This is a genomic window from Kribbella sp. NBC_00382 (assembly GCF_036067295.1).
Classification (GTDB): Bacteria; Actinomycetota; Actinomycetes; order Propionibacteriales; family Kribbellaceae; genus Kribbella.
This window is the reverse complement of sequence record NZ_CP107954.1, coordinates 3542769-3563790: the sequence shown is the minus strand read 5'-3', so window position 1 is coordinate 3563790 and position 21022 is coordinate 3542769. Positions and strand designations below refer to the sequence as shown.

Sequence of the window (21022 nt, the reverse complement as noted above, 5' to 3'; positions counted from 1 at the left end):
GTCTCCGTGTCCTACCAGCCGCCCCCTGGGCAGTACCCGCCGCAGCAACCTCCGTACGGGCAGCAACCTCCGCAGTACGGGCAGTGGCCGCCGCCGCAGTACGGGTGGGGACCTGGTGGGCTGCCGCCCAAGAAGAAGGGTGGGGCGGGCAAGGCGCTGCTGATCGTGCTGGGCGTCGCAGTACTCGGCACTGTGGGGATCGCTGCGCTGTCGGCCGCGCTCAGGCATCATGACGACTCCTACACGTCGGCCCCGTCCCCGACGGCGACCTACAGCCCGACGTACGAGCCGTCCGAGGAGCCCTCGGCGCAGCCGCCCAGCACCAAGCCCACGCGGTCCGTGGTGACTCCCAAGCCGACAGTGACCAAGCCGACGGCAACTAAACCAGTCGCGACCAGGCCGACGGCGCCGCGGGCGACTCCCAAGCCGGAGCCGAGCGACCTGGACATCGTTGCCCGCAACAAGCTCTACAAGGCCGGCACGATGGGCTCGGTCAACTGCAGGGAGTCCAAGGCGCGCCCTGCCACTGTGGCCGGTGCCCGGGCCAACTACGCGAACCTGGCCAGGTGCCTCAACCGCGCCTGGCCGGCCATGATCGCGAAGGCCGGCGCCAAGTTCCGGCCGCCGACAGTGCTGTCGTTCTCCGGCACGGTCGAGTCGCCCTGCGGCTCCATGTCCGACACCGGGCCGCCGTTCTACTGCCCGACCAACCAGACCATCTACATGAACCTGTCCCAGGACATCGGCGACTACAAGCAGGACCCGTCGGTCTACAACCGGGTCTGGGCGCGGATGTGGATGCTGCACCAGTTCGCGCACGAGTACGGCCACCACGTGCAGACGCTGACCGGCATCTTCCAGGCCAACGTCAATCTGCGCTACGAGGCGCCGAACCAGGCGGCGGAGCTGCAGGGCAGCCGCCGGCTCGAACTGCAGGCGTCCTGCTTCAGCGACATCTTCATCTCGGCCAACAAGCGCAGCTACCCGCTCACCGGCGAGTCCCTGCGGCAGTGGAAGTGGTTGATCGGGGACACCATCGACCGGGCGCACGACCACGGCAGTACGGCCAACCACAAGTACTGGGCGCTGAAGGGCTACGACAGCCGCAACCCGGCGGCTTGCAACACCTTCACCGCGTCGGGCGCGAAGGTGTCATAGAGAACTCCCCTGTACCGGTATAGAGACGGATTGCGGTCTTGGTGGTTAGCCTGGTCCCCCGGATCACGCCTTGTGTGTCCCGGGGGGATGAGGAACGACCGTGTCTGACCAGGAATGGAGCGAGCCACCAGGGCCGCACCCGCCGCCGGCTGCATTGCCCGACGGCTCGATACCGCTGTACAGCAGTGCATCAGTCGGCGAACCAGAGCCGCCGGTCGGTTGGGGACCCGACATCGGCGGCGACCGACTCTTTCGGCATGGGGGGCCACAGCCGCGAAGACGCCAGACCGGACTGCTCCTGTGCATGCTCCTGCTCGGTGGAGTGGCGGTACTCGTGCTGACAGTCGCTCTCGCACTCCGCGAGAGCGACTCGTCTGCTACCGCCCCGCTACCCGGCGCAGGCCGCTCGGCTCCGCTCGGTACGCCGGACGACAGCACAACCGGTACTCCGCAGTCGCAGGCTGCAACCAGGACCGTGACGGCAGATGCGCTCTACGCGACCGGGCCGCAGCAGACAGTGGGCTGCCGGGAGGCGCCGGTCCCGTTGAGCAAGCAGAGCAACGTCAAGGCGTACTACACGAACCTGGTCGCCTGCCTGAGCAAGGCGTGGGCACCGAAGGTCGAGGCCGCCAAGGAGACCTTCACGCCACCACAGCTGGTCTTCTGGGACGGTGTGGCCCAGACGCCGTGTGCCGCCGGTGCGACGGTGTCGTTCTACTGCGGGACGAGCGGGACGCTCTACCTGAAGTACACGGATGACATCAAGCTCTGGAGCCGCTCGCCGGACGCCGCGAACCGGGCGTTCACGCGGATGTGGGCGACGTACACGGCCGGGCACGAGTACGCCCATCACGTACAGCAACTGACCGGCATCCTGACGGCAGCGCGGCAGCTCCAGTACGACGCTCCGGACGAAGACGCGCGGCTGGAACTGAGCCGGCGGCTCGAACTCCAGGCATCCTGTCTGAGTGCGGTCTTCACCGGAGCGAACCAGATCAGTTACGGGATCACCGGTCTGGACCTGACCATCTACAAGAATTACGTCCAGGCGCAGACCGGGGACGAGAACAACCGCGGCGGGCCGCGGGACCACGGCGGCCGGGCCAGTCACCAGTACTGGACCGGACGCGGCTTCACCACGCTGGACAGCGTCAGCTGCAACACGTTCACGGCTACGGCCGGCAAGGTTTCGTGAGGAGTATCGATGTCGGACAACTGGACTCCACCCCCTGGGCGGAACCCGAACGAGCCGGATCCGGAGGGCGAGCAGCCCACCGACCCGGCCAAGGGGCCTGCCCGCGGGGATGGCCAGTCGCCCCTTTGGTGGACCGAGTCCACCGAGAAGCAGAAGGAGTACCTCCAGCCCGCCCCTCCCGGCGAGCAAACGCCCCTGGTAGGCCCACCCGGCCAGCCCGGGCAGCGCAACCTCACCTGGAACCTCCCGCCCTACTCCCAACCGGGCGCCACCCCACCCCGCCCGCGCCCGGCAGGTCCCAACCAGAGCGGACCTCCGCCTCACAGCCCTGGCCAGCCCGGTGGCGGCCAGTCCTTCTCCGCTTCCGGTCCGGCCGGATCCCCGCCCCCCGCCGCCGACCAGAGCGGACGCCGCGCTCGGCACGCCGGACCGCCCTCAGGCGGAGCACCCGCTGACGGTGGCTTCCAGGGGTTGGGCCAGCCGGTGCCGCAGCCGCAGACCTGGCAGTACCCGCCGATTCCGATCCCGCAGCCGCCGGGCCCGGGGCGCCGCCGGAAGCCGCGCCGCGCGTCCAAGGGGTTGCTGATCGGCCTCGTAGTACTCGCCGTGCTCGTAGTCGGGTCAGGCGTCACCCTCGCCCTGCGGAACACGGGCGACGACAACACCCCGGCCGCAGTGGACACACCGACCACAGCTCCTTCGGAGACGCCCTCGGCGACCCCGTCGGCCACGCCGACCACCACCGCGTCGGCCACCCCGGGCGGACCGCCCACGGTCGACCAGATCGTCACCACCAGCAGGCTGTACAAGGTCGGCGTCCTGACGCCCACGCAGTGCCTGGAGCCGAAGGTCATCCCGAACACCTTCGCCGGCGCCAAGGCGTACTACAACCTGATCGTGCCGTGCATGAACCGCACCTGGTGGCTGGCGATGAAGAAGGCCAGCCTGCCGTACCGCGCGCCGAAGCTCGTCGTCTTCGTCGGCCCGTTGAAGACCGTCTGCGGTGCGGAGAAGGGCACTCGCGCCTTCTACTGCGGCACCAACGAGACCATCTACATGCCGTACGCGGTCGGGCTGAACTACTACAAGCGCAACCCGGTCTCCGGCCGCGTGTGGATGATGAACACTGTCGCCCACGAGTACGGCCACCACGTGCAGAAGCTGGCCGGCATCTACGCGGCCTCACTCTCCCGGCAGGTCAACGCGCCCAACGCGGCCGCCCAGCTCGCCGAGAGCCGCCGTCGCGAGCTGCAGGCGTCCTGCCTCGGCTCGGCGTACCTGGGCGCGGCCGGCGCGTACATCCCGCTCCGTGGTCCGCTGCTCGCCACCTGGAAGGTACTGGTCGCCAACACCGGCGACGAGTTCTCCCGGCCGCGGATTCGCGACCACGGCGGCAAGGTGAACAACAACTACTGGTCGGTGCGCGGCTTCAACACCAAGAGCCCGAACCCCTGCAACACCTTCGTCGGCAAGGCAGCACTCACCAACTGAGTACTGCGGCGGTGCGCCGGCTCAGAAGAGCCGGCGTGCCGTCGACAGGTGGCCGCCGAACGCGGTGACGAAGTTCGACAGCGACTCCCCGATGTCGGACAGGTGCCAGTTCTCCGGACCGGAGTACCAGCCGATGCCCGCGTCCGGGTCGTCGTCATCGTCGGTCGCCGCGATCTCCAGCGCCCACTTCTCCGTCAGCCCCAGCACGGCGGCATACGGCAGGCAGCGCGAGGCAAACTCCAGCCGGTGGCTCTGCGGCAGGTCAGCGGACGTCTCGTTCGTCAGGTACTGCTGCAGCCCGGCAACCCGGCCCAGTACCGCGGCACCGCGAGCCGTGCGCGCCGGAGCGACCTGGCCGATCAGCGTCAGCGCCAGCCCGGCCAGCATCACGGCAAAGCCGACCAGCCCGTACTTGGTGACGATGGCGAGCACGATGGTCAGCACCACGCCGGCACCCAACAGGACTAGTCCAGCTGTCGTCCACCGGTTGCGCACGGCATCCGGCCGGCTCGCGAACCAGCCCTGCGTGACGACATCGGCGTACAGCTGCTCGCGGACCAGGTTGAGCCGGGACCGCAGTCCGTGGCCGAGCTCGGACACCTGGACGGTCTCCCCCTCGGCGAACACCGCGTCCAGCAAGGCCTTCTCGTACGCCAGCAGCTCCGGGCCGCCCGCGTTGAGCCGGCGCAGCTCCCAGTCCAGCTTGCCGAAGTGCGTCTCGCGCGGCAGCTCCACGATCGTCAAGTAGTTGCGCACGGCAAGGTCCAGCAGCGTCGCGGTGATGTCGACGACGTCGGCCGTCTCGTCCACCACGGTGCCGACCTGGCCCGGCCGGATCCCGTCGGGTGCCGCGAACTGCGGCCCGTCGGCGCCGTCGAGTACCGGCCGCTCGGGCGCACCCGGGCCGACCTTGGCCGCGTCCCGGCCGCGGAGGAACCACAGCGCCGCCGCGCCCAGTACGCCGAGGCCGAGCAGCAGCGCGCTCAGGCCGATCGTCGACTTGTCGAGCGTGAACGCGTTGCCCAGACTCCACCGGGTCTTGAACTCCGCGTTGGGCTTCACCGTCGCCTGGTCGCTCAACCCGGTCAGGAAGGTCAGGTGGCCGCCCGCCGGCAGGCCGTTCTGCTCGATCTCCAGTGCGGCCGACTCGGCCAGCTGCGACGAGGTACAGGGCATGCTCGAACCGATGCGGCCGGCGATGCAGGTCACCCAGTTCGCGAACGGGATGCTCACCGAGACGACGGCCTTCGGGATGCTGACGCCGAAGCCCTGGACGATCGGCCAGCTCACCTCGCGGCCCTCGATCGAGTCGGCGACGACGTTGCCGACCTCGTAGGTGTAGACGATCTTGGCCTGGCCGGACGTCTTCACGCTGAGCCGGAGGCCGTCGTCGATGCTCTTGTTCTCAAGGCCGTCGGCCGGCTGCCCGTTCACCGTGACCCCGACGTTGCGCAGCTCGTAGGTGCGGTCCTCGGTCGCGTTCGAGCGGACCCGGGTGGTCAGGGTCCGTGCGAAGGTGTCGCCGCCGGCGGTCACATCGACCGTCTCCTTGACCTTCAGGACACCGTCACCGGTCAGCGACGCCTCCGCGGCGTACCCGGTGATCTGGTCGTCGGCGGCCTGGGCGGGCAACATGCCGAGGGCAACGAGAGGGACTGTCAGAGACACGAGCAGGGCGGCCGGCAACAGGCGGCTCTTCAGTGACATGGGTCGAGAGTAGTCTCGTGCCGGTTCGACCAGCGAACTCCCACATCGAGCTGAAGGGGCAACGACACGTGAGCACCCCGTACGGGTACGACGGCCGGCCCCAGGACCGAGTCGGGGCGCCTCCCGGCGTCCTGCCTCCGCCACAGCAGGTGCAGTGGCAGCCCGGTACGCAGTACCCGCCTCCTGCGCAGTACGGAGGTCAGCCGTACTACGGGCCTGGCCAGTTCAACGGATTCCAGCCGCCGAAGCGGCGGGGTAGCGCTATCCGGCTGGTGCTGATCGGGTTCTTCAGTGTGGCGTTCCTCGGGATCGCGTTGGCCGTGGTCGGCGTACTGCTGACCGGTGGAAGCTCGTCCGCCGACGCGGCGGGCCCGCAGATCGTGGACGGGCCTTCGGTGGTACCGACTGCGAAGACCAATGCGCCCAAGGGGTCTCCTGAGGACTACCTGCTGAACGCGCCGATCTACAAGGTCGGCGGGCTGGGCGAGCTGGACTGCAAGGCCGAGAACCTGGGCGACGGCAGCCTCGCGGCGCAGAAGGTCTACTACGAGAAGCTCTTCAAGTGCCTGAACGACGGCTGGCGCCCGGCCTTCGCGAAGATGGGCAAGCACGAGCCCGACCCCGGCCTGGTCGTCTTCGACAAGCCCGTCGACGGCCCTTGCGGCCACTTCGAGCCGCTGTCCGGTCGGGTGCTGGCGTTCTACTGCTTCGGCAACCACGTGATGTACACCGACGTGGCGCAGATGAACAAGGCGTTCGGCCCGAAACAGGACCTGGCCTACCTGATGACGATCGCGCACGAGTACGGCCACCACGTGCAGAGCGTCTCCGACCTCTTCTACGCCCGCCAGGCCTACCTCGCCGACCACCCCGACGAGAAGCTCGAGAGCTCCCGCCGCAACGAACTCCAGGCCTCCTGCTTCGCCGGCGTCTTCAGCCGCGCGGTCGAGAAGTCCTACCCCTTCACGTCCCGGCTGAAAGAGTTCGAGTTCCAGGCCAGCAACAGCTTCGGCGAAACCCCCAAAACCCCACCCAGCGAACGAACCCACGGCCTGGCCACCAGCCAGGGCTACTGGATAGTCAACGGCCTCAACGTCGGCGAAACCAAGGCTTGCAACACCTACGCCGCCACCCAATCCCAGATCAAGTAACTCCCCGGGGTACCCACCCACGCAACCTCCCCGCTCGCTCCTCCGTCGCTCCCCGGTCGGCCGCTCCCACCCACCCATCCGCCCCACCCCGTCGCTCCCACGCCAAGGCTGCCCGTCTTGCCCGAGCCGTCTGCGTCGACCGCGCTGCGCCCGGAACTCGGACACCCCAGCTGTCCCGTAGGACAGGATGTAGTCGGACTCTCGGCCTCCCGCCACGCTCACGGTTGCAGCAGTCGGAGCCATTTCAGCCACTATGTCCTGTCCGTAGGGACGACTCAGACGCAGGCGCCTTCTGCTGCCCGGGCTCGAACAGTCCTTCGCCAAGCCGGCTTCCACGACTTGCAGGCATTCGACGGCGCGGGGGCTGCCAGCCGATTCCACTCGGTCCGCGACTTGTGTCATCGCGACCCACTGCCCCTGTCCACCTGGCCAGGCGGACGACGACGGGGTTCGCGGCTGAGCAGGCGGCGGGCGTGTGGGGGCTGTGTGTTGGTGGGGTGGACAACTGGGCGGCGTATTCTGCGCCCGTGACTTTGCGACGGGGGGACAGCGCTCCGCCCGAGCGGACTTTGGTTGATGTCTTGCAGGCCAGTGCTGCGAGTTTTCCGGATGAGCCGGCTCTGGATGACGGCAGTGTGAGTCTGAGTTATCGCGAACTGCTCGGGCAGGTGACCAAGTTCGCTCGGCGGTTGACCGATCTCGGGGTCGGGCCGGGTGACCGGGTCGGGGTGCGGATCTCGTCGGGGCACAACGATCTGTATGTCGCGATTCTCGGGAGTCTGCAAGCAGGTGCGGCGTACGTGCCGGTCGACGCCGATGACCCCGAGGAGCGGGCCGAGCTCGTGTTCGGGGAGGCGCAGGTCGCCGCGATCGTCACCGATGACCTCGAGATCACCTCGACCCGCCAAGCACCAACGACAGATCCCGAGGACGCCGCCGACGGCGGCTACGACTTCCCGTACTCCGCCCGAATGGATGCAGCCGGTACTACGCCCGCCCCGGCGGGACCGCGCTCGCGCGGCGACGGCCCCTCGCCCGATGACGACGCGTGGATCATCTTCACCTCGGGCTCGACCGGCGTACCCAAGGGTGTCGCCGTCACGCACCGATCGGCGGCGGCGTTCGTCGACGCCGAGGCGCGGATGTTCCTGCAGAAGGAGCCGATCGGCCCCGAGGACCGCGTGCTGGCCGGCCTGTCCGTCGCGTTCGACGCGTCCTGCGAGGAGATGTGGCTCGCCTGGCGGTACGGAGCCTGCCTCGTCCCCGCGCCGCGTTCGCTGGTACGCAGCGGCATGGACCTCGGTCCGTGGCTGGTCGCGCAGGGCATCACCATCGTTTCGACCGTGCCGACGCTCGCCGCGCTCTGGCCGTCGGATGCACTCGACAACGTGCGCCTACTGATCTTCGGTGGCGAGGCCTGCCCGCCCGAGCTCGCTGAGCGCCTTGCCGTCCCGGAACGCGAGGTCTGGAACACGTACGGCCCGACCGAGGCGACCGTCGTCGCGTGTGGAGCGCAGCTGACCGGCGAAGGCCCGGTACGCATCGGCCTTCCCCTCGACGGTTGGGATCTCGCCGTCGTCGACGGTGAAGGCAACGAGGTACCTGAGGGCGGTACTGGCGAGCTGATCATCGGCGGCGTCGGGCTGGCCCGCTACCTCGACCCAGCCAAGGACGCCGAGAAGTTCGCCCCGATGCCGTCGCTCGGCTGGGATCGCGCGTACCGGAGCGGTGACCTGGTGCGGAACGAGGCCGAGGGCCTGGTGTTCATGGGCCGGGCCGACGAGCAGATCAAGCTAGGTGGCCGGCGGATCGAGCTGGGCGAGGTCGACGCGGCCCTGCAGGCTCTCCCCGGTGTGAGCGGCGCGGCAGCCGCAGTACGGGTCAGTGGTGCCGGCAACCAGCTACTCGTCGGATACGTAGTACCGGAGGACCCGGAAGCCTTTGACCAGAAGGCAGCCACTGAGCGACTGCGTGAAGCCCTCCCTGCAGCCCTGGTCCCCCTCCTGGCCATCACGGACACCTTGCCGACCAGGACCTCCGGCAAGGTCGACCGCAACGCGCTGCCCTGGCCGCTGCCCGGCATGGACACGGATGGCCCGCCTGCTGCGCTCGACGGGACAGCAGGCTGGCTAGCAGAGCGCTGGACTCAGGTACTGGGAGCAACGGTCACCGGTGCCGACAACGACTTCTTCCTGCACGGCGGTGGCAGCCTCGCGGCGGCACAGCTGGTCTCGAAGCTCAGAGAGAAGTACACCGAGGTCACTGTCGGCGACATCTACGAGTACCCCCGGCTAGGCGCACTGGCCGACCGCCTCGACGACTTCAAGGCATCTACTGCCCCAGTGGTGATCCGCGAGGTCCGCCTGACCCCACCGAGCACTCAGCTCCTCCAGACCGCGCTCACGCTGATCCTGCAGACCGTGGTCGGCGTGCGCTGGCTCGTCTGGCTCTTCACCCTGAACAACCTGCTGGCACTGACCGACGGCCCGCACCCGTGGATGCGCACGGTGTCGTGGTGGTGGATCCTGGCCGGCTGGCTGGTCCTGATCACCCCCGCGGGCCGCATGGGTATCGCTGTCGTCGGCGCGCGCATCCTGCTCAAAGGACTGAAGCCCGGCATCTACCCACGCGGCGGCAACGTCCACGTCCGCCTCTGGGCAGCAGAGAACCTCGCGGACGCGGCAGGCGCCGCCAACCTCGCCGGCGCGCCCTGGATCGCCTACTACGCAAGGGCTCTCGGCGCGAAGATCGGCAAGGGCGTAGACCTCCACACACTCCCACCCGTCACCGGCATGCTCACGATGGGCCGTGGCGCGTCGATCGAACCAGAGGTCGACCTGTCCGGCTACTGGATCGACGGAGACCGGCTGCACGTCGGTACTGTCACCGTCGGCGCCGAGGCGGTCGTCGGCTCCCGCAGTACTCTCCTGCCGGGCGCAGAGGTCGGCCGCAACGCTGAGATCGCGGCAGGCTCGGCTGTCTCCGGTACTGTCCCGCCCGGCGAGCGCTGGTCGGGCTCCCCGGCAGCACGGCTCGGCAAGGCCCGGCACCCGTGGCCGGAGGAGCGCCCTGCTCGAGCGCCCTGGTGGGTGCTGGCCTACGGCGCCGCATCCGCCCTCATGTCCCTCCTACCGCTGGGTGCGGCAATTCTCGCGGTCCTGATACTCCGCCACGCCGTCGCCGGCACCACGTCGCTCGGAGACGCAGCACTGCAGGCCCTGTACGCCATCCCGCTGATGACGCTCGTCGGCTTCGTCACGCTCGCCCTGCTGACCGTGATCATCGTCAGGCTGCTGGGGATCGGCATCAAGGCCGGTCACTACCCCGTGCGCAGCCGGATCGGCTGGCAGGTCTGGGCGACCGAGCGGCTGCTCGACTCGGCCCGTACTCTCCTCTTCCCGCTGTACGCGAGCCTGCTGACGCCCTGGTGGCTCCGGGCCCTCGGCGCGAAGATCGGCCGCGATGTCGAGGCCTCGACCGTCCTGCTGCTGCCGAAGATGACCACTGTCGGTGAGGGCGCGTTCCTGGCCGACGACACCATGATCGCGTCGTACGAGCTGGGCGGCGGCTGGCTGCACGTGGCCGGCGCCAAGGTCGGCAAGCGGGCCTTCCTCGGCAACTCCGGGATGACCGCGCCCGGCCGCTCGGTACCGAAGAACGGCCTGGTCGCCGTGCTGTCCGCGGCGCCGAAGAAGTCCAAGGCCGGTACGTCGTGGCTCGGCAGCCCGCCGGTGAAGCTGCGCCGGCAGACCGTCGACGGCGATCAGAGCCGTACGTTCAACCCGCCGCTGCGCCTCAAGTTCGCCCGCGCCGCCGTCGAGCTGTGCCGGTTCGTACCGATGATGTGCACGGTGCTGATCGGCCTCGGCGTGCTGTTCGCCCTGCAGGGGCTGGACCTGTGGCTCGGACCGGTGCCGACGATCCTGCTGTCCGGCGCCGTGATCCTGGTCGCCGGCGCGGTGGCCGGCACGATGGCGACCATCTCCAAGTGGGTCATCGTCGGCAGGACCCGCGCGGTCGAGTACCCGTTGTGGAGCAGTTTTGTTTGGCGCAACGAGGTGGTGGACACCTTTGTCGAGATGGTCGCCGCTCCGTGGTTCGCGAACGCCGCCGCCGGTACGCCGGTACTGGCGCTCTGGCTGCGTTCCCTCGGCGCGAAGATCGGCAAGGGCGTCTGGTGCGAGACGTACTGGTTCCCCGAGGCCGATCTGATCACGCTCGGCGACGGTGTCACGGTGAATCGCGGCTGCGTTCTTCAGACGCACTTGTTTCATGACAGGGTGATGTCCATGAGCACCGTCACCTTCGGGCCTGGATCCACCCTCGGCCCCCACGGCATCATCCTGCCGGCCGCCTCGGTCGGCGAAGGGGCCACAGTCGGCCCGGTGTCTCTGGTGATGCGTGGTGAGAGTGTTCCCGCCGGGTCCCGCTGGGCCGGCAATCCGATCGCGCCCTGGCAGGGTTGATGGTTGCCCGTGACACTGCTCGGGGCGGCGGGGCGGGGAAGGCAGAACGCAGCCAGCCGGGTGAGGACACAGCCGGTGACCCCTATGTACCGTCCCACGGCAACGGTGGCTACAAGGTCGAGTCGTACGAGCTGGACCTCGACTACCGGCTCAACAGCAACCGGCTGAGCGGCAAGGCCACCATCACGGCCGTCGCGACCCAGGCCCTCTCCCGGGTGAGCTTCGACCTGACCGGGCTACGGGTGGCCAAGGTGCTCGTCAACGGCCGCCGGGCGAGCCGGTACGCGCACCGCAACGGCAAGCTGCACATCTGGCCGTCCCCTGCGCTCTCGGAAGGCTCCGAGTTCGTAGTAGACGTCCAGTACTCCGGCAACCCCGCCCCGGTCGACAGCCCGTGGGGTGAGCTCGGTTGGGAGGAGCTGACCGAGGGCGTGATCGTCGCGAGCCAGCCGAGTGGGGCGGCGACCTGGTTCCCCTGCAACGACCACCCGAGCGACAAGGCGCACTACCGGATCACGATCACCACCGATTCGCCGTACCACGTGGTGGCGAACGGGCGGCTCGTATCGCGCCGTACCAAGGCCAGCCGGACCAGTTGGGTGTTCGACCAGGCCGCTCCGATGGCGACGTACCTGGCGACAGTACAGATCGGCCGGTACGACGTGGTCGAGCTGGCCACGTCTCCGGTGACCATGCGTGGGGTGCTGCCCTCCTCGCAGATGCGTGACTTCCGCTCCGACTTCGGGCGGCAGCAGGACATGATGCGGCTGTTCGTCAAGCTGTTCGGCCCGTACCCGTTCGGCGGCTACACCGTGGTCGTGACGGACGACCCGCTGGAGATCCCGCTGGAGGCCCAGGGCATCTCCGTGTTCGGCAGCAACCACGTGGACGGCCGGCGCGGCGCTGAGCGGCTGGTGGCGCATGAGCTGGCGCACCAGTGGTTCGGCAACAGCCTGACGCCCTCCAGGTGGCAGGACATCTGGCTGAACGAGGGTTTCGCCTGCTACGCCGAGTGGCTGTGGTCGGAGGAGTCCGGCGGGCTGACCGCGTCCCAGCAGGTCTCGAAGGCCTACAGCCGGTTGCGCGGGCTGGACGAGGACCTGCTCCTCTCCGACCCGGGGCCTGACCTGATGTTCGACGACCGGCTCTACAAGCGCGGTGCGATCACCTTGCACGTACTGCGCCTGCACCTGGGCGACGACGCGTTCTTCGAGCTACTGCGCACCTGGACCCGCACCCACCGCCACGGCTCGGTCACCACCGAAGACTTCATCGCCCTGGCCGAAACCTTCAGCCCCGAGCCGTACGACATCCAAGCCCTCTTCGCCGTCTGGCTGGACGCCACCGACCTCCCAGCACTCCCCCGACGCCGCCGCTGACATGTGGGTCCTGCTGGAGCTAGTGCTCGGGGTACTCGCTGTCCTCGCGCTAGTGATCGTTGTCGGCACGCCCCTGCGCCGCACTCGGTGGGGGGCTGGCCGCGGCCGTGCTGGTCATCGGGCCGACGCCGATCGCGCTGGCGCAGTACGGGAAGACCTTGGACTGCCAGGTGACCCGCAGCGAGGGTGGCGCGACCCACTACCTCAGCGCCGCCTGCCCGGACGGCAAGAGCTATGACTTCACCACTGACCAGCACCCGTCACTCAAGAGCGGGCGGATCTCGGTGATCGAGGATCCACACGACGTCCTGCAAGCAGAATTCGTCGGTCAACATCACCCGACGACGGATCTGTCACCCAGACCTAGGGCTGGGCTGGTCGGCGATCTGGTTGGCTGCGGTGAGGAAGTGGGAGACGAGCGGCGAGGGGAACGCCGGATTCCACGCTGCACCCGTCCACCAGGTCGCCGCTTCGCCCGGGATGGGGATGAAGCGCACAGCAGCCGGCGCAATCGCAGCACTGCTCGCCGGTACTACGGCCTGCCCCACCCCAGCAGCCACCAATGCGAGCACCGTTTGCAGGTCGGCAGCCTCCTGCAGCACTAGCGGCCGGCAGCCTAGTACGGAGTACAGGTTGGTGGTCTGGGTTGTCAGGCCCGGTCCACGCTCAGGTACGAGACGTACGAGCGGCCGCTGGTCGAGCCAAGTCGCCAACCCGGCCGGGACAACCTCACCAGCCGGTACTACGAGTGCCAGCCGGTCCTTCTGCAGCCGAAGGTGTTTGAGGCCGGGCGGCACCGGGAGCCGGACTAGGCCGACCTGGAGACTCCCTGCCAGCAGGCGCTCGTACTGGACGGCCGACGACATGTCATCCAGCGTCACCTCCACCCGCGGATAGCGGCTCCGGAACAGCGCGACCGCTCGTGGCGCCAGCTCGATGCCGGACATCCCAAAGCCGATCGCCAGCGCTCCTTCGACACCGAGAGCGATCTGCGCGGCCCGCCGCTCGAACGCCTCAGCCCGGCCGAGTACTTCCAAGGCGTCAGGCAGCAGCAACTCGCCTGCGGCCGTCAGCCGGGCACCGTGCCGCCCGCGATCGAAGAGTGTTGAGGCCAACCGCCGTTCGAGCTGCTGGATCTGCTTGGTCAGCGCCGGCTGACTCGTCGCCAACTCACCGGCCGCGGCACCGAAATTCCCACACCGCGCCACCGTCACGAAGGCCCGCAGCAGCTTGAGATCCATAACCTCAGGATATGGATCACCACCTCATTGCTATTGGACGGCATGGAATATCCACGCTTTCCTGGGTGTCGTGAGCACCTTCCGCAGTGCCGTCGTCCAGTTCGAAGCCGTCCCCGATCGCCCGGACCGCAACCTCGAAACCATCACCCGCCTCGCCCACCAGGCCGTCGCCGAGGGCGCCCAGTTGGTCGTCTTCCCGGAGATGTGCCTCCTCGGCTATTGGCACCTCCGCCGCCACACCGCCGCCCGCCTGCACCAGCTTTCCGAGCCCGTCGATGGGCCGTCCATCACCGCCGCACGCAGGTTGGCCAGCGAGCTCGACGCCGGGATCGGGGTCGGCTGGCTCGAGGCTTCGGACGGCGCGTTGTTCAACTCGTACGCCGTCTGCCTGCCGGACGGGACCACCCACGTGCACCGGAAGCTGCATGCGTTCGAGCATGAGGCGATCTCCAGCGGGTCGCGGTTCACCGTCTTCGATACGCCGTGGCAGGTCCGGATGGGGGTGCTGATCTGCTGGGACAACAAGCTGGTCGAGAACGTCCGTGCCACCGCGTTGCTGGGGGCAACCGTTCTGCTGGCGCCCCATCAGACCGGCGGGACGAACTCGGTCAGCCCGCACGGGATGAAGCCGATCCCGCTGGACATCTGGGAGAACAGGTTGGTTGATCCGGCGGCGGTCGAGAAGGCGTTCAACGGGCCTGACGGGCGCGGATGGCTGCTGCGGTGGTTGCCGGCCCGGGCGCATGACAACGGGTTGTTCGTCCTCTTCAGCAACGGCATCGGGCGCGATGATGACGAGCTGCGGACCGGCAACGCGATGGTGATCGACCCGTACGGCCGGATCATCGCCGAGACGCCGACCCCGGGCGAGGCCGTAGTACTGGCGGATCTGGATCTCGAACTGGTGGCCCTGTCCACCGGTCGCCGCTGGATGCGGGGTCGGCGTCCTGAGCTCTACGGCATCCTCACGGAGGCCCGGGGCAACGAGCTGGATGCGCGGGCGGCGCGCTTCTCCGAAGTACCGGTGGATCAGTAGACGAGGGCGGTGGCGATGGCCGCGATGCCTTCGCCGCGACCGGTCAGACCGAGGCCGTCGGTGGTCGTCGCGGAGACCGAGACGTCGGCGTCGCAGGCAGCGCTGAGGGCCTTCTCAGCTTCCTCGCGGCGGGCCGCGAAGCGGGGGCGGTTGCAGATCACCTGGACGGAGACGTTGCCGATTTCGAAGCCGGCTGCCCTGACCCGTCGGGCGGCCTCGCCCAGCAGGGTCGCGCCCGAGGCGCCGGCCCATTGCGGTTCCGAAGTACCGAAGTTGGAGCCGAGATCGCCGAGCCTTGCCGCGGACAACAAAGCGTCGCAGGCAGCGTGCGCTGCTACGTCGCCATCAGAGTGTCCCGACGGTCCGGCGGTCTCCTCGGGCCAGTGCAGGCCGGCCAGCCACATCGGCCGGCCTTCTTCGATCGGGTGGACGTCGACGCCCGTGCCCACGCGTGGCAGCTTCACCGGGTAGGCCTTTCCGCCAGTAGGGATTCGGCCAGGATCAGGTCGCGCGGCCGGGTCACCTTGAAGGCGTCCTGGGAACCCTCGACCGTCTGCACCGGTACGCCGAGACGCTCGCACAGCATCGCATCATCGGTCGCGCCGGCAGTGTCGCCACTATGGGCCCGACGCAACAAAGCAGGCTCGAACCCCTGCGGAGTCTGTACTGCGACCAGCGTCGACCGGTCGGGCGTGTCGACCACCAGACCAGTGGCGTCGACGCGTTTGATCGTGTCGACGACCGGTACGACCGGGATCACCGCGGGCGCGCCGGCGATGACCGCGGCAACGACCCGTTCGATCACCACGGCTGGCACGAACGGCCGGGCAGCGTCATGAACGAGCACGCAGTCGATGCCGTCCTCAGGTACCAGCTCGAGGGCCAGCCGGACGGAATCGGTCCGTTCGGCGCCCCCGGCAACGATCAGGAGTGGCACCGGTCCGGAGTACGGGTCGAGCAGTTTGTGGACGTCGTCCTCGGTACCCGGAGGGACGGCGACCACAAAGCAGGCGAGGTCGGCGGCGGTCGCTGCCCGCAGCCCACGAATGGCGTGGACCAGCAGCGATTCGCCACCGACCTCTCGCAATGCCTTTGGTGCCTCACCACCGAGCCTGAGCCCGAGACCGGCCGCCGGAATGATCGCCGCAGTACTCACGACCACATCATGCCGGACGGTTCAGTCGCGCGACCCCGACTCCACTGCTGACCAGTTCGGTCAGGAGGCGAGGACCTCGTCGAGGATGGCTTCCGCCTTGTCCTCGTTGGTGTGTTCGGCCAGGGCCAGCTCGGAGACCAGAATCTGGCGAGCCTTCGCCAGCATCCGCTTCTCACCGGCGGAGAGACCGCGGTCACGCTCACGGCGCCACAGGTCGCGGACGACCTCTGCCACCTTCATCACGTCACCGGAGTGCAGCTTCTCCAGGTTCGCCTTGTACCGTCGCGACCAGTTGGTCGGCTCCTCCGTGTGCGGCGCCCGCAGCACGTCGAAGACGCGCTCCAAGCCGGCCTGATCCACGACGTCACGCACGCCGACAAGATCGAGGTTGCACGCGGGGACCCGGACGACCAGGTCGTTCTGAGCGACGATCCTCAAGACCAGATAGGTCTTGTCCTCACCTTTGATCTTACGGGTCTCGATGTCCTCGATAACGGCCGCACCGTGGTTGGGGTAAACAACCGTTTCGCCGACGTTGAAAGTCATATGTCACGTGCCCCTTTCCGACTCCTATCCTACCACGCAGTCGCTGGTCCGGTTCTGGCGTTTGCGCTGGTCAGAGGCCATTTCCTGCCTTGACAAACGCTGTCCGGCGTGCCTTACACGCGCGAGGATGGTTGCCCGGGACATCACCGAAAGGGGTGGTCGCTGTCGGGCTCACCGGCCCCGATCGCTACGCTGTGCTCCGCCGGAGGCTTTTGCTTGACGGCATCCATCGGGTTGTAGGAGAGGGAACACCAGTGCCCATCACGTTGTCCTCGCAGGCCGTTCGGCGTACCGCGCTGGCCGGAGCCACCGTCGCTCTGAGCATCACGGTCGCGGCATGTGGCGCCAGCTTCGACGCCCAGACCTCCAAGCCCTACCAGGCCGCCGAGGGCACCAATGCGCAGTCGGGCAGCATCAACGTCCGCAACCTATTGGTGCTCGCTTCCGAGGACGGCAAGGGCGAGCTGCATGGCGCGATCGTGAACAGCGGCCAGTCCGACGACAAGCTGGTCAGCATCGCCTCGGCCCCGGCCGACCCGAATGCCCAGAACACCAGCACCGAGCAGGCCGGTTCGGTGACGATCGCAGGCCTCAAGGAGACCGACCTCAAGCCCGGTACGTCCTACACGATCCCGCCGGCTGACGGCGCGCCGGTCACCGTCACGGGCGGTAAGCCGGGCCAGATGCTCAAGGTGACGATCACCTTCGCCGAGGCCGGCCCGCTCACCACCTCGATCCCGGTGCTGACGACGGACCACTACTCCCCGTCGCCGCGACCGGATACCGAAAAAGAAGGCTGAGCTACCCCTCTCTACGAAGAGGCCTGGGCTGCCTTGGCGAGACCCGGAAGGATCTTGTCGAGGACCCAGGGCACGCTCAGCACGCTGACCGCGCTCATCCCGGAGATGACCTGCTGGTCGGTCATCAGGTACGTGTTGCCCTTCTTGTACGCCGGCAGTGACGCGTAGACCTTGTCGGCCGCGAACTTCTCCGGCGTCAGCCCGTCGATGTACCCGACGACGACATCCGCGTCGAGGTCGTTGAGGCGCTCCTTGCTGACGGTGAGGGCGAACTCCTTCTTGGCGTTGCCCTGCTCGAGCTTCTCGATCCCCGGTGCGTTGACGAAGCCCATCTCGTTCATGATCTGCACCCGCGGGTCACCCGGCATGTAGGCGTAGTTCTCGGCGCCGTACGACAGGATCGACAGCGTCTTGCCCTTGAACTCGGGGTGATCCGCGGCCGCCTTGGTGGTCAGGTCCTTGATCCCGGCCACCAACTTGTCCGCCTCGGCCGACTTGCCGAGCGCCTTGCCGATGATGGTCGTCTGGTCCTGCCAGGTGGTCTGCCACGGGGCACCCGGGTACGCGACCGTCGGCGCGATCTCCGACAGCTTCGTGTACGTCGCCTTGTCGAACCCCTCGTACGGCGCCAGAATCACGTCCGGCCGCAGCGCCGCCACCTTCTCGAACGGGATGCTGTCGGTGGTGTCGAGCAAGGTCGTCTTCGCCGGATCGAACTTGTCCGCATCCCAGGCGGTCGTTCCCGCCGGCGTCGGCCCATAGGTGACCTTGGGCATCCCGACCGGCGTCTCACCGAGCGCGTACACGACATCCTGCGCATTCCACCCGAGCGTGACGATCCGCTCCGGCTTCTTCGCGATCGTCGTCTCCCCGAACGTGTTCTTCAAAGTCACCGGAAACCCAGCAGAAGCAGCCGCAGCAGGCACCTGCGCCTTGTCGTCATCACTCCCACACGCAACTAACGCGCTAGACGCAACAAGCGCGGCAACCGCCAACGCACCGGAACGGGACCAGAACATGAGCACTACTCCTTAAAGGGCTGGAAACTTAGGACAGCCTAAGCTAAGAGCCCCAATACCACCCCATGCCCCACCCGTGGCATTCCCCACGCCCCCGCCAGTCAGCTTGCAGTTCGATGACGCGTACACCCGGTTGTCCGCCGCTAGTCAGCGCGGAGGTAGCGAGCCCAGATCTGGGCCTTCCGGTAGGGGCCGTCGTCGGAGATGTCGTGCTGCGGCTCGTCGAAGTCGACCCAGTAGGCCAGTTCACCGTCGTGGGCCATCGGGTGGTCGACAGGTTCCGGGGCAGCCATACCGCTGATGGTTCCGGTGAAGACTTGTCGCCATGGACCGGCCCCGTTCTCATCCTGGACCACGGTGACGCGGGTCCCCGCCGCCATTGCATCTCGTGGCCATTCCTGGGCCAAGGGACGGCCGATGAGATGCTCGATGGCCTTGCGATCCCCGAGATGCTCTGACACGCCATCCAGTCTGCCGAGCCGCAGACACCTCCACCACCGACTTTGTGCTTCGTCTGAGCGGATCCAGCCCAGCTGACTTGCTCAGGTGGAGCACAAAGTCGACGCCAGCCCGGTCGGTAGGCGAGTTCGCGACGTAGGGGCGGTACGCCGAAGGCGCATCGCGCGAGAGCGCCTGTACGCCGAAGGCGCCACGCGCGACGTAGGAGCGAGCACGCCGGGCTCGCGACGTAGGAGCGAGCACGCCGGGCGCGTGGGGACGGCTCCTACGTCGCGATCAGGCTTCGAACTTGTAGCCCAGGCCTCGCACGGTTACCAGGTGGGATGGGTTGGAGGGGTCCTTCTCCAGTTTGGAGCGGAGGCGTTTGACGTGGACGTCCAGGGTTTTGGTGTCGCCTACGTAGTCGGCGCCCCAGATGCGGTCGATCAGTTGGCCGCGGGTGAGGACGCGGCCGGTGTTGCGGAGCAGCATCTCGAGGAGTTCGAACTCCTTGAGGGGGAGCCGGATCTCGGTGCCGGAGACGGTCACCACGTGCCGCTCGACGTCCATCCGGACCGGGCCTGCCTCCAGGGTGTCCGGGAGCAGTTCGACGTCCTGGCCGCGGCGCAGGACCGCGCGGATGCGGGCCAGCAGTTCGCGCGGGCTGTAGGGCTTGGTGACGTAGTCGTCGGCGCCCAGTTCGAGGCCGACGACCTTGTCGACCTCGGTGTCCTTGGCCGACACGATGATCACCGGGACGTTGCCGCGGCTGCGGAGCGCGCGGCAGACCTCGGTACCGGACAGGCCCGGCAGCATCAGGTCCAGCAGGACGATGTCGGCGCCGGCCCGGTCGTACTCGTCCAGCGCGTCCGGTCCGGTCTCGGCCACGGCGACCTCGAACCCTTCCTTGCGCAGAACGTACGACAACGCGTCGCTGTAGCTCTCTTCGTCTTCGACGACCAGCACTCGGGTCACGAAGCTGCCTCCTTGGTTTTCTGATCCTCCGACGGGGTCGGCGTCAGGGGGGTGTCGGACTCCTCCTGGATGGAGGGGTCCGTCGGTTGCCCGGTCGCGGGATCGAGCCGCAGCGGGAGTCGGACGGTGAAGGTGGATCCCTGGCCCTCGACGCTCCAGACCCGCACGTCGCCACCGTGGATCGAGGCGATGTGCTTGACGATGGACAGGCCGAGGCCGGTACCACCGGTCTCGCGGCTCCTGGCCCGGTCGACCCGGTAGAAGCGCTCGAAGATCCGTTCCAGGTCACTGCTCGGGATCCCGACGCCCTGGTCGCTGACGGTGATCTCCACCAGGTCCCCGATCGGGTGGGCGGCGACTGCCACCCGGGTCCCGTCGGGGCTGTAGTTGACGGCGTTCTCGACCAGGTTGCCGATCGCGATCGCCAGCTGGTCCTCGCTGCCCATCACCTCGAGGGCGGGGTCGGTCTTCACCACCAGGTTGATGTCGCGGTCCTCGGCGTCGACCCGGCAACGATCGACCGCGGACTCGATCACGCCGTTGATGTCGACCGGCGCGGGGTGCTCCAGCGGATCGTCGCCCTGCAGCCGGGACAGCTCGATGATCTCCTTGACCAGCCGGCTCAGCCGGCTCGCCTCGATCCGCATCCGGCCGGAGAACCGCTGCACGGCCTCGGGGTCGTCGGAGGCCTCCGCGACCGCGTCCGCGAGCAGGATGATCGCGCCGATCGGGGTCTTCAGCTCGTGGCTGACGTTGACGGTGAAGTCGCGCCGGATCGCGTCCAGCCGGCGTTCCCGGGTCCGGTCCTCGACCAGTACCAGCACCAGCTGACTGCCCAGCGGGGCGACCCGCGCGCTCACGTACTGCGTGGCGCCGAGCCGGCCGCGGACGATCTCCAGGTCCTGCTGGCGGATCTCGCCATCGCGGCGGACCGCCCGGACCATGGTCAGCAGGTCCTCCACGACGAGCCGTTCGCCTCGTACGATGCCGAGAACGTGGGCCGGGGCGCTCGCCTGGAGCACCTGGTCCTCGGGGCCCATCACCACCGCGGAGGAGCGGAGGACGGACAAGACGGTGGCGACGCCGTTGGGCACGATCGGGTCCGGGGAGACCGGCACCTTGGTCTGAGATCGCTCGGAAAGCATCATCGCACCGAGTGAAAGCAGAGCCAGGGCCGCGCCGATGACGCCGCCCAGCACCGCAGCCAGCGTGGGGTCCACGACAACGATGCTACGCGGGCAACCAGGAGGGAAAGACCGAATGA

Annotated in this window: 17 protein-coding genes; 8 read left to right on the top strand and 9 right to left on the bottom strand. The window is 68.2% G+C overall.

Features of this window, described 5'->3' with window-relative positions; genetic code table 11:
• Positions 1-6: 6 nt before the first annotated feature.
• The 3 genes from OHA70_RS17430 (at position 7) to OHA70_RS17420 (ending at position 3844) form a co-directional block, all read left to right on the top strand.
• Positions 7-1158 carry a neutral zinc metallopeptidase gene (locus OHA70_RS17430; protein WP_328333778.1) on the top strand — a complete coding sequence of 384 codons (1152 nt, stop codon included), beginning with the start codon at positions 7-9 and terminating at the stop codon, positions 1156-1158.
• 304 nt (positions 1159-1462) lie between these two features.
• Positions 1463-2353 carry a neutral zinc metallopeptidase gene (locus tag OHA70_RS17425; RefSeq protein ID WP_328333776.1) on the top strand — a complete coding sequence of 297 codons (891 nt, stop codon included), beginning with the start codon at positions 1463-1465 and terminating at the stop codon, positions 2351-2353.
• 9 nt (positions 2354-2362) lie between these two features.
• Positions 2363-3844: a neutral zinc metallopeptidase gene (locus tag OHA70_RS17420; RefSeq protein ID WP_328333774.1), complete on the top strand. Its 1482-nt coding sequence runs from the start codon at positions 2363-2365 to the stop codon at positions 3842-3844.
• A 21-nt stretch (positions 3845-3865) separates the two neighbouring features.
• On the opposite strand, the gene OHA70_RS17415 is transcribed toward OHA70_RS17420, so the two are convergent.
• Positions 3866-5551, bottom strand: a complete 1686-nt coding sequence (locus OHA70_RS17415) for a DUF2207 domain-containing protein (protein WP_328333772.1) — start codon at positions 5549-5551, stop codon at positions 3866-3868.
• Positions 5552-5568: 17 nt separating this feature from the next.
• Here OHA70_RS17415 and OHA70_RS17410 point away from each other — a divergent pair, with 17 nt between their 5' ends.
• The 3 genes from OHA70_RS17410 to OHA70_RS17400 all read left to right on the top strand — a co-directional run bounded on the left by OHA70_RS17410 (position 5569) and on the right by OHA70_RS17400 (position 12547).
• Entirely contained in the window at positions 5569-6702 is a 1134-nt protein-coding gene (locus tag OHA70_RS17410; RefSeq protein WP_328333770.1) for a neutral zinc metallopeptidase, read from the top strand.
• Positions 6703-7229: 527 nt separating this feature from the next.
• Positions 7230-11168: a Pls/PosA family non-ribosomal peptide synthetase gene (locus OHA70_RS17405; RefSeq protein WP_328333768.1), complete on the top strand. Its 3939-nt coding sequence runs from the start codon at positions 7230-7232 to the stop codon at positions 11166-11168.
• Positions 11168-12547, top strand: coding sequence for a M1 family metallopeptidase (locus OHA70_RS17400; RefSeq protein ID WP_328333766.1), 1380 nt, complete (start codon positions 11168-11170; stop codon positions 12545-12547). The genes OHA70_RS17405 and OHA70_RS17400 overlap by 1 nt, the downstream gene beginning before the upstream one ends.
• Positions 12548-12900: 353 nt before the next feature.
• Here the strand turns inward: OHA70_RS17400 and OHA70_RS17395 are convergent, their stop codons facing one another.
• The gene (locus tag OHA70_RS17395) at positions 12901-13788 is read right to left on the bottom strand and encodes a LysR family transcriptional regulator (protein ID WP_328333764.1); all 888 of its coding nucleotides are present in this window, start codon (positions 13786-13788) and stop codon (positions 12901-12903) included.
• 70 nt (positions 13789-13858) lie between these two features.
• On the opposite strand from OHA70_RS17395, the gene OHA70_RS17390 reads away from it, so the two are divergent.
• On the top strand, positions 13859-14824 hold the full coding sequence (locus OHA70_RS17390; protein WP_328333762.1) for a nitrilase family protein: 966 nt from the start codon (positions 13859-13861) through the stop codon (positions 14822-14824).
• On the opposite strand, the gene ispF is transcribed toward OHA70_RS17390, so the two are convergent.
• The 3 genes from ispF to OHA70_RS17375 are packed head-to-tail and all read right to left on the bottom strand — an operon-like array spanning position 14818 to position 16526.
• Positions 14818-15288 (bottom strand): 2-C-methyl-D-erythritol 2,4-cyclodiphosphate synthase, encoded by a 471-nt coding sequence (gene ispF / locus OHA70_RS17385; protein WP_328333760.1) that lies wholly within the window; start codon positions 15286-15288, stop codon positions 14818-14820. The genes OHA70_RS17390 and ispF overlap by 7 nt on opposite strands.
• Positions 15285-15980, bottom strand: coding sequence for a 2-C-methyl-D-erythritol 4-phosphate cytidylyltransferase (ispD, locus tag OHA70_RS17380; RefSeq protein WP_328333758.1), 696 nt, complete (start codon positions 15978-15980; stop codon positions 15285-15287). Before ispD ends, ispF begins: the two co-directional genes overlap by 4 nt.
• A 60-nt stretch (positions 15981-16040) precedes the next feature.
• Entirely contained in the window at positions 16041-16526 is a 486-nt protein-coding gene (locus OHA70_RS17375; RefSeq protein WP_132176829.1) for a CarD family transcriptional regulator, read from the bottom strand.
• Positions 16527-16780: 254 nt separating this feature from the next.
• Between OHA70_RS17375 and OHA70_RS17370 the strand changes: the two genes are divergently transcribed.
• Positions 16781-17326 (top strand): hypothetical protein, encoded by a 546-nt coding sequence (locus OHA70_RS17370; RefSeq protein ID WP_328333753.1) that lies wholly within the window; start codon positions 16781-16783, stop codon positions 17324-17326.
• A gap of 11 nt (positions 17327-17337) precedes the next feature.
• On the opposite strand, the gene OHA70_RS17365 is transcribed toward OHA70_RS17370, so the two are convergent.
• The 4 genes from OHA70_RS17365 to OHA70_RS17350 form a co-directional block, all read right to left on the bottom strand.
• Positions 17338-18345: an iron-siderophore ABC transporter substrate-binding protein gene (locus OHA70_RS17365; RefSeq protein WP_328333751.1), complete on the bottom strand. Its 1008-nt coding sequence runs from the start codon at positions 18343-18345 to the stop codon at positions 17338-17340.
• Positions 18346-18488: 143 nt separating this feature from the next.
• Positions 18489-18806, bottom strand: a complete 318-nt coding sequence (locus OHA70_RS17360) for a hypothetical protein (RefSeq protein WP_328333749.1) — start codon at positions 18804-18806, stop codon at positions 18489-18491.
• Positions 18807-19080: 274 nt separating this feature from the next.
• Positions 19081-19758 carry a response regulator transcription factor gene (locus OHA70_RS17355; RefSeq protein ID WP_132189066.1) on the bottom strand — a complete coding sequence of 226 codons (678 nt, stop codon included), beginning with the start codon at positions 19756-19758 and terminating at the stop codon, positions 19081-19083.
• Positions 19755-20978 carry a sensor histidine kinase gene (locus tag OHA70_RS17350; protein ID WP_328333742.1) on the bottom strand — a complete coding sequence of 408 codons (1224 nt, stop codon included), beginning with the start codon at positions 20976-20978 and terminating at the stop codon, positions 19755-19757. The genes OHA70_RS17355 and OHA70_RS17350 overlap by 4 nt, the downstream gene beginning before the upstream one ends.
• Positions 20979-21022: the final 44 nt, after the last annotated feature.

Bases quoted from the DNA above. Each gene is read 5' to 3' on its own strand.
- OHA70_RS17425 (WP_328333776.1), top strand. From the start codon at position 1,463: ATGCTCCTGCTCGGTGGAGTGGCGGTACTCGTGCTGACAGTCGCTCTC.
- OHA70_RS17415 (WP_328333772.1), bottom strand. From the start codon at position 5,551: ATGTCACTGAAGAGCCGCCTGTTGCCGGCCGCCCTGCTCGTGTCTCTG.
- OHA70_RS17420 (WP_328333774.1), top strand. From the start codon at position 2,363: ATGTCGGACAACTGGACTCCACCCCCTGGGCGGAACCCGAACGAGCCG.
- OHA70_RS17400 (WP_328333766.1), top strand. From the start codon at position 11,168: ATGGTTGCCCGTGACACTGCTCGGGGCGGCGGGGCGGGGAAGGCAGAA.
- OHA70_RS17395 (WP_328333764.1), bottom strand. From the start codon at position 13,788: ATGGATCTCAAGCTGCTGCGGGCCTTCGTGACGGTGGCGCGGTGTGGG.
- OHA70_RS17375 (WP_132176829.1), bottom strand. From the start codon at position 16,526: ATGACTTTCAACGTCGGCGAAACGGTTGTTTACCCCAACCACGGTGCG.
- OHA70_RS17365 (WP_328333751.1), bottom strand. From the start codon at position 18,345: ATGTTCTGGTCCCGTTCCGGTGCGTTGGCGGTTGCCGCGCTTGTTGCG.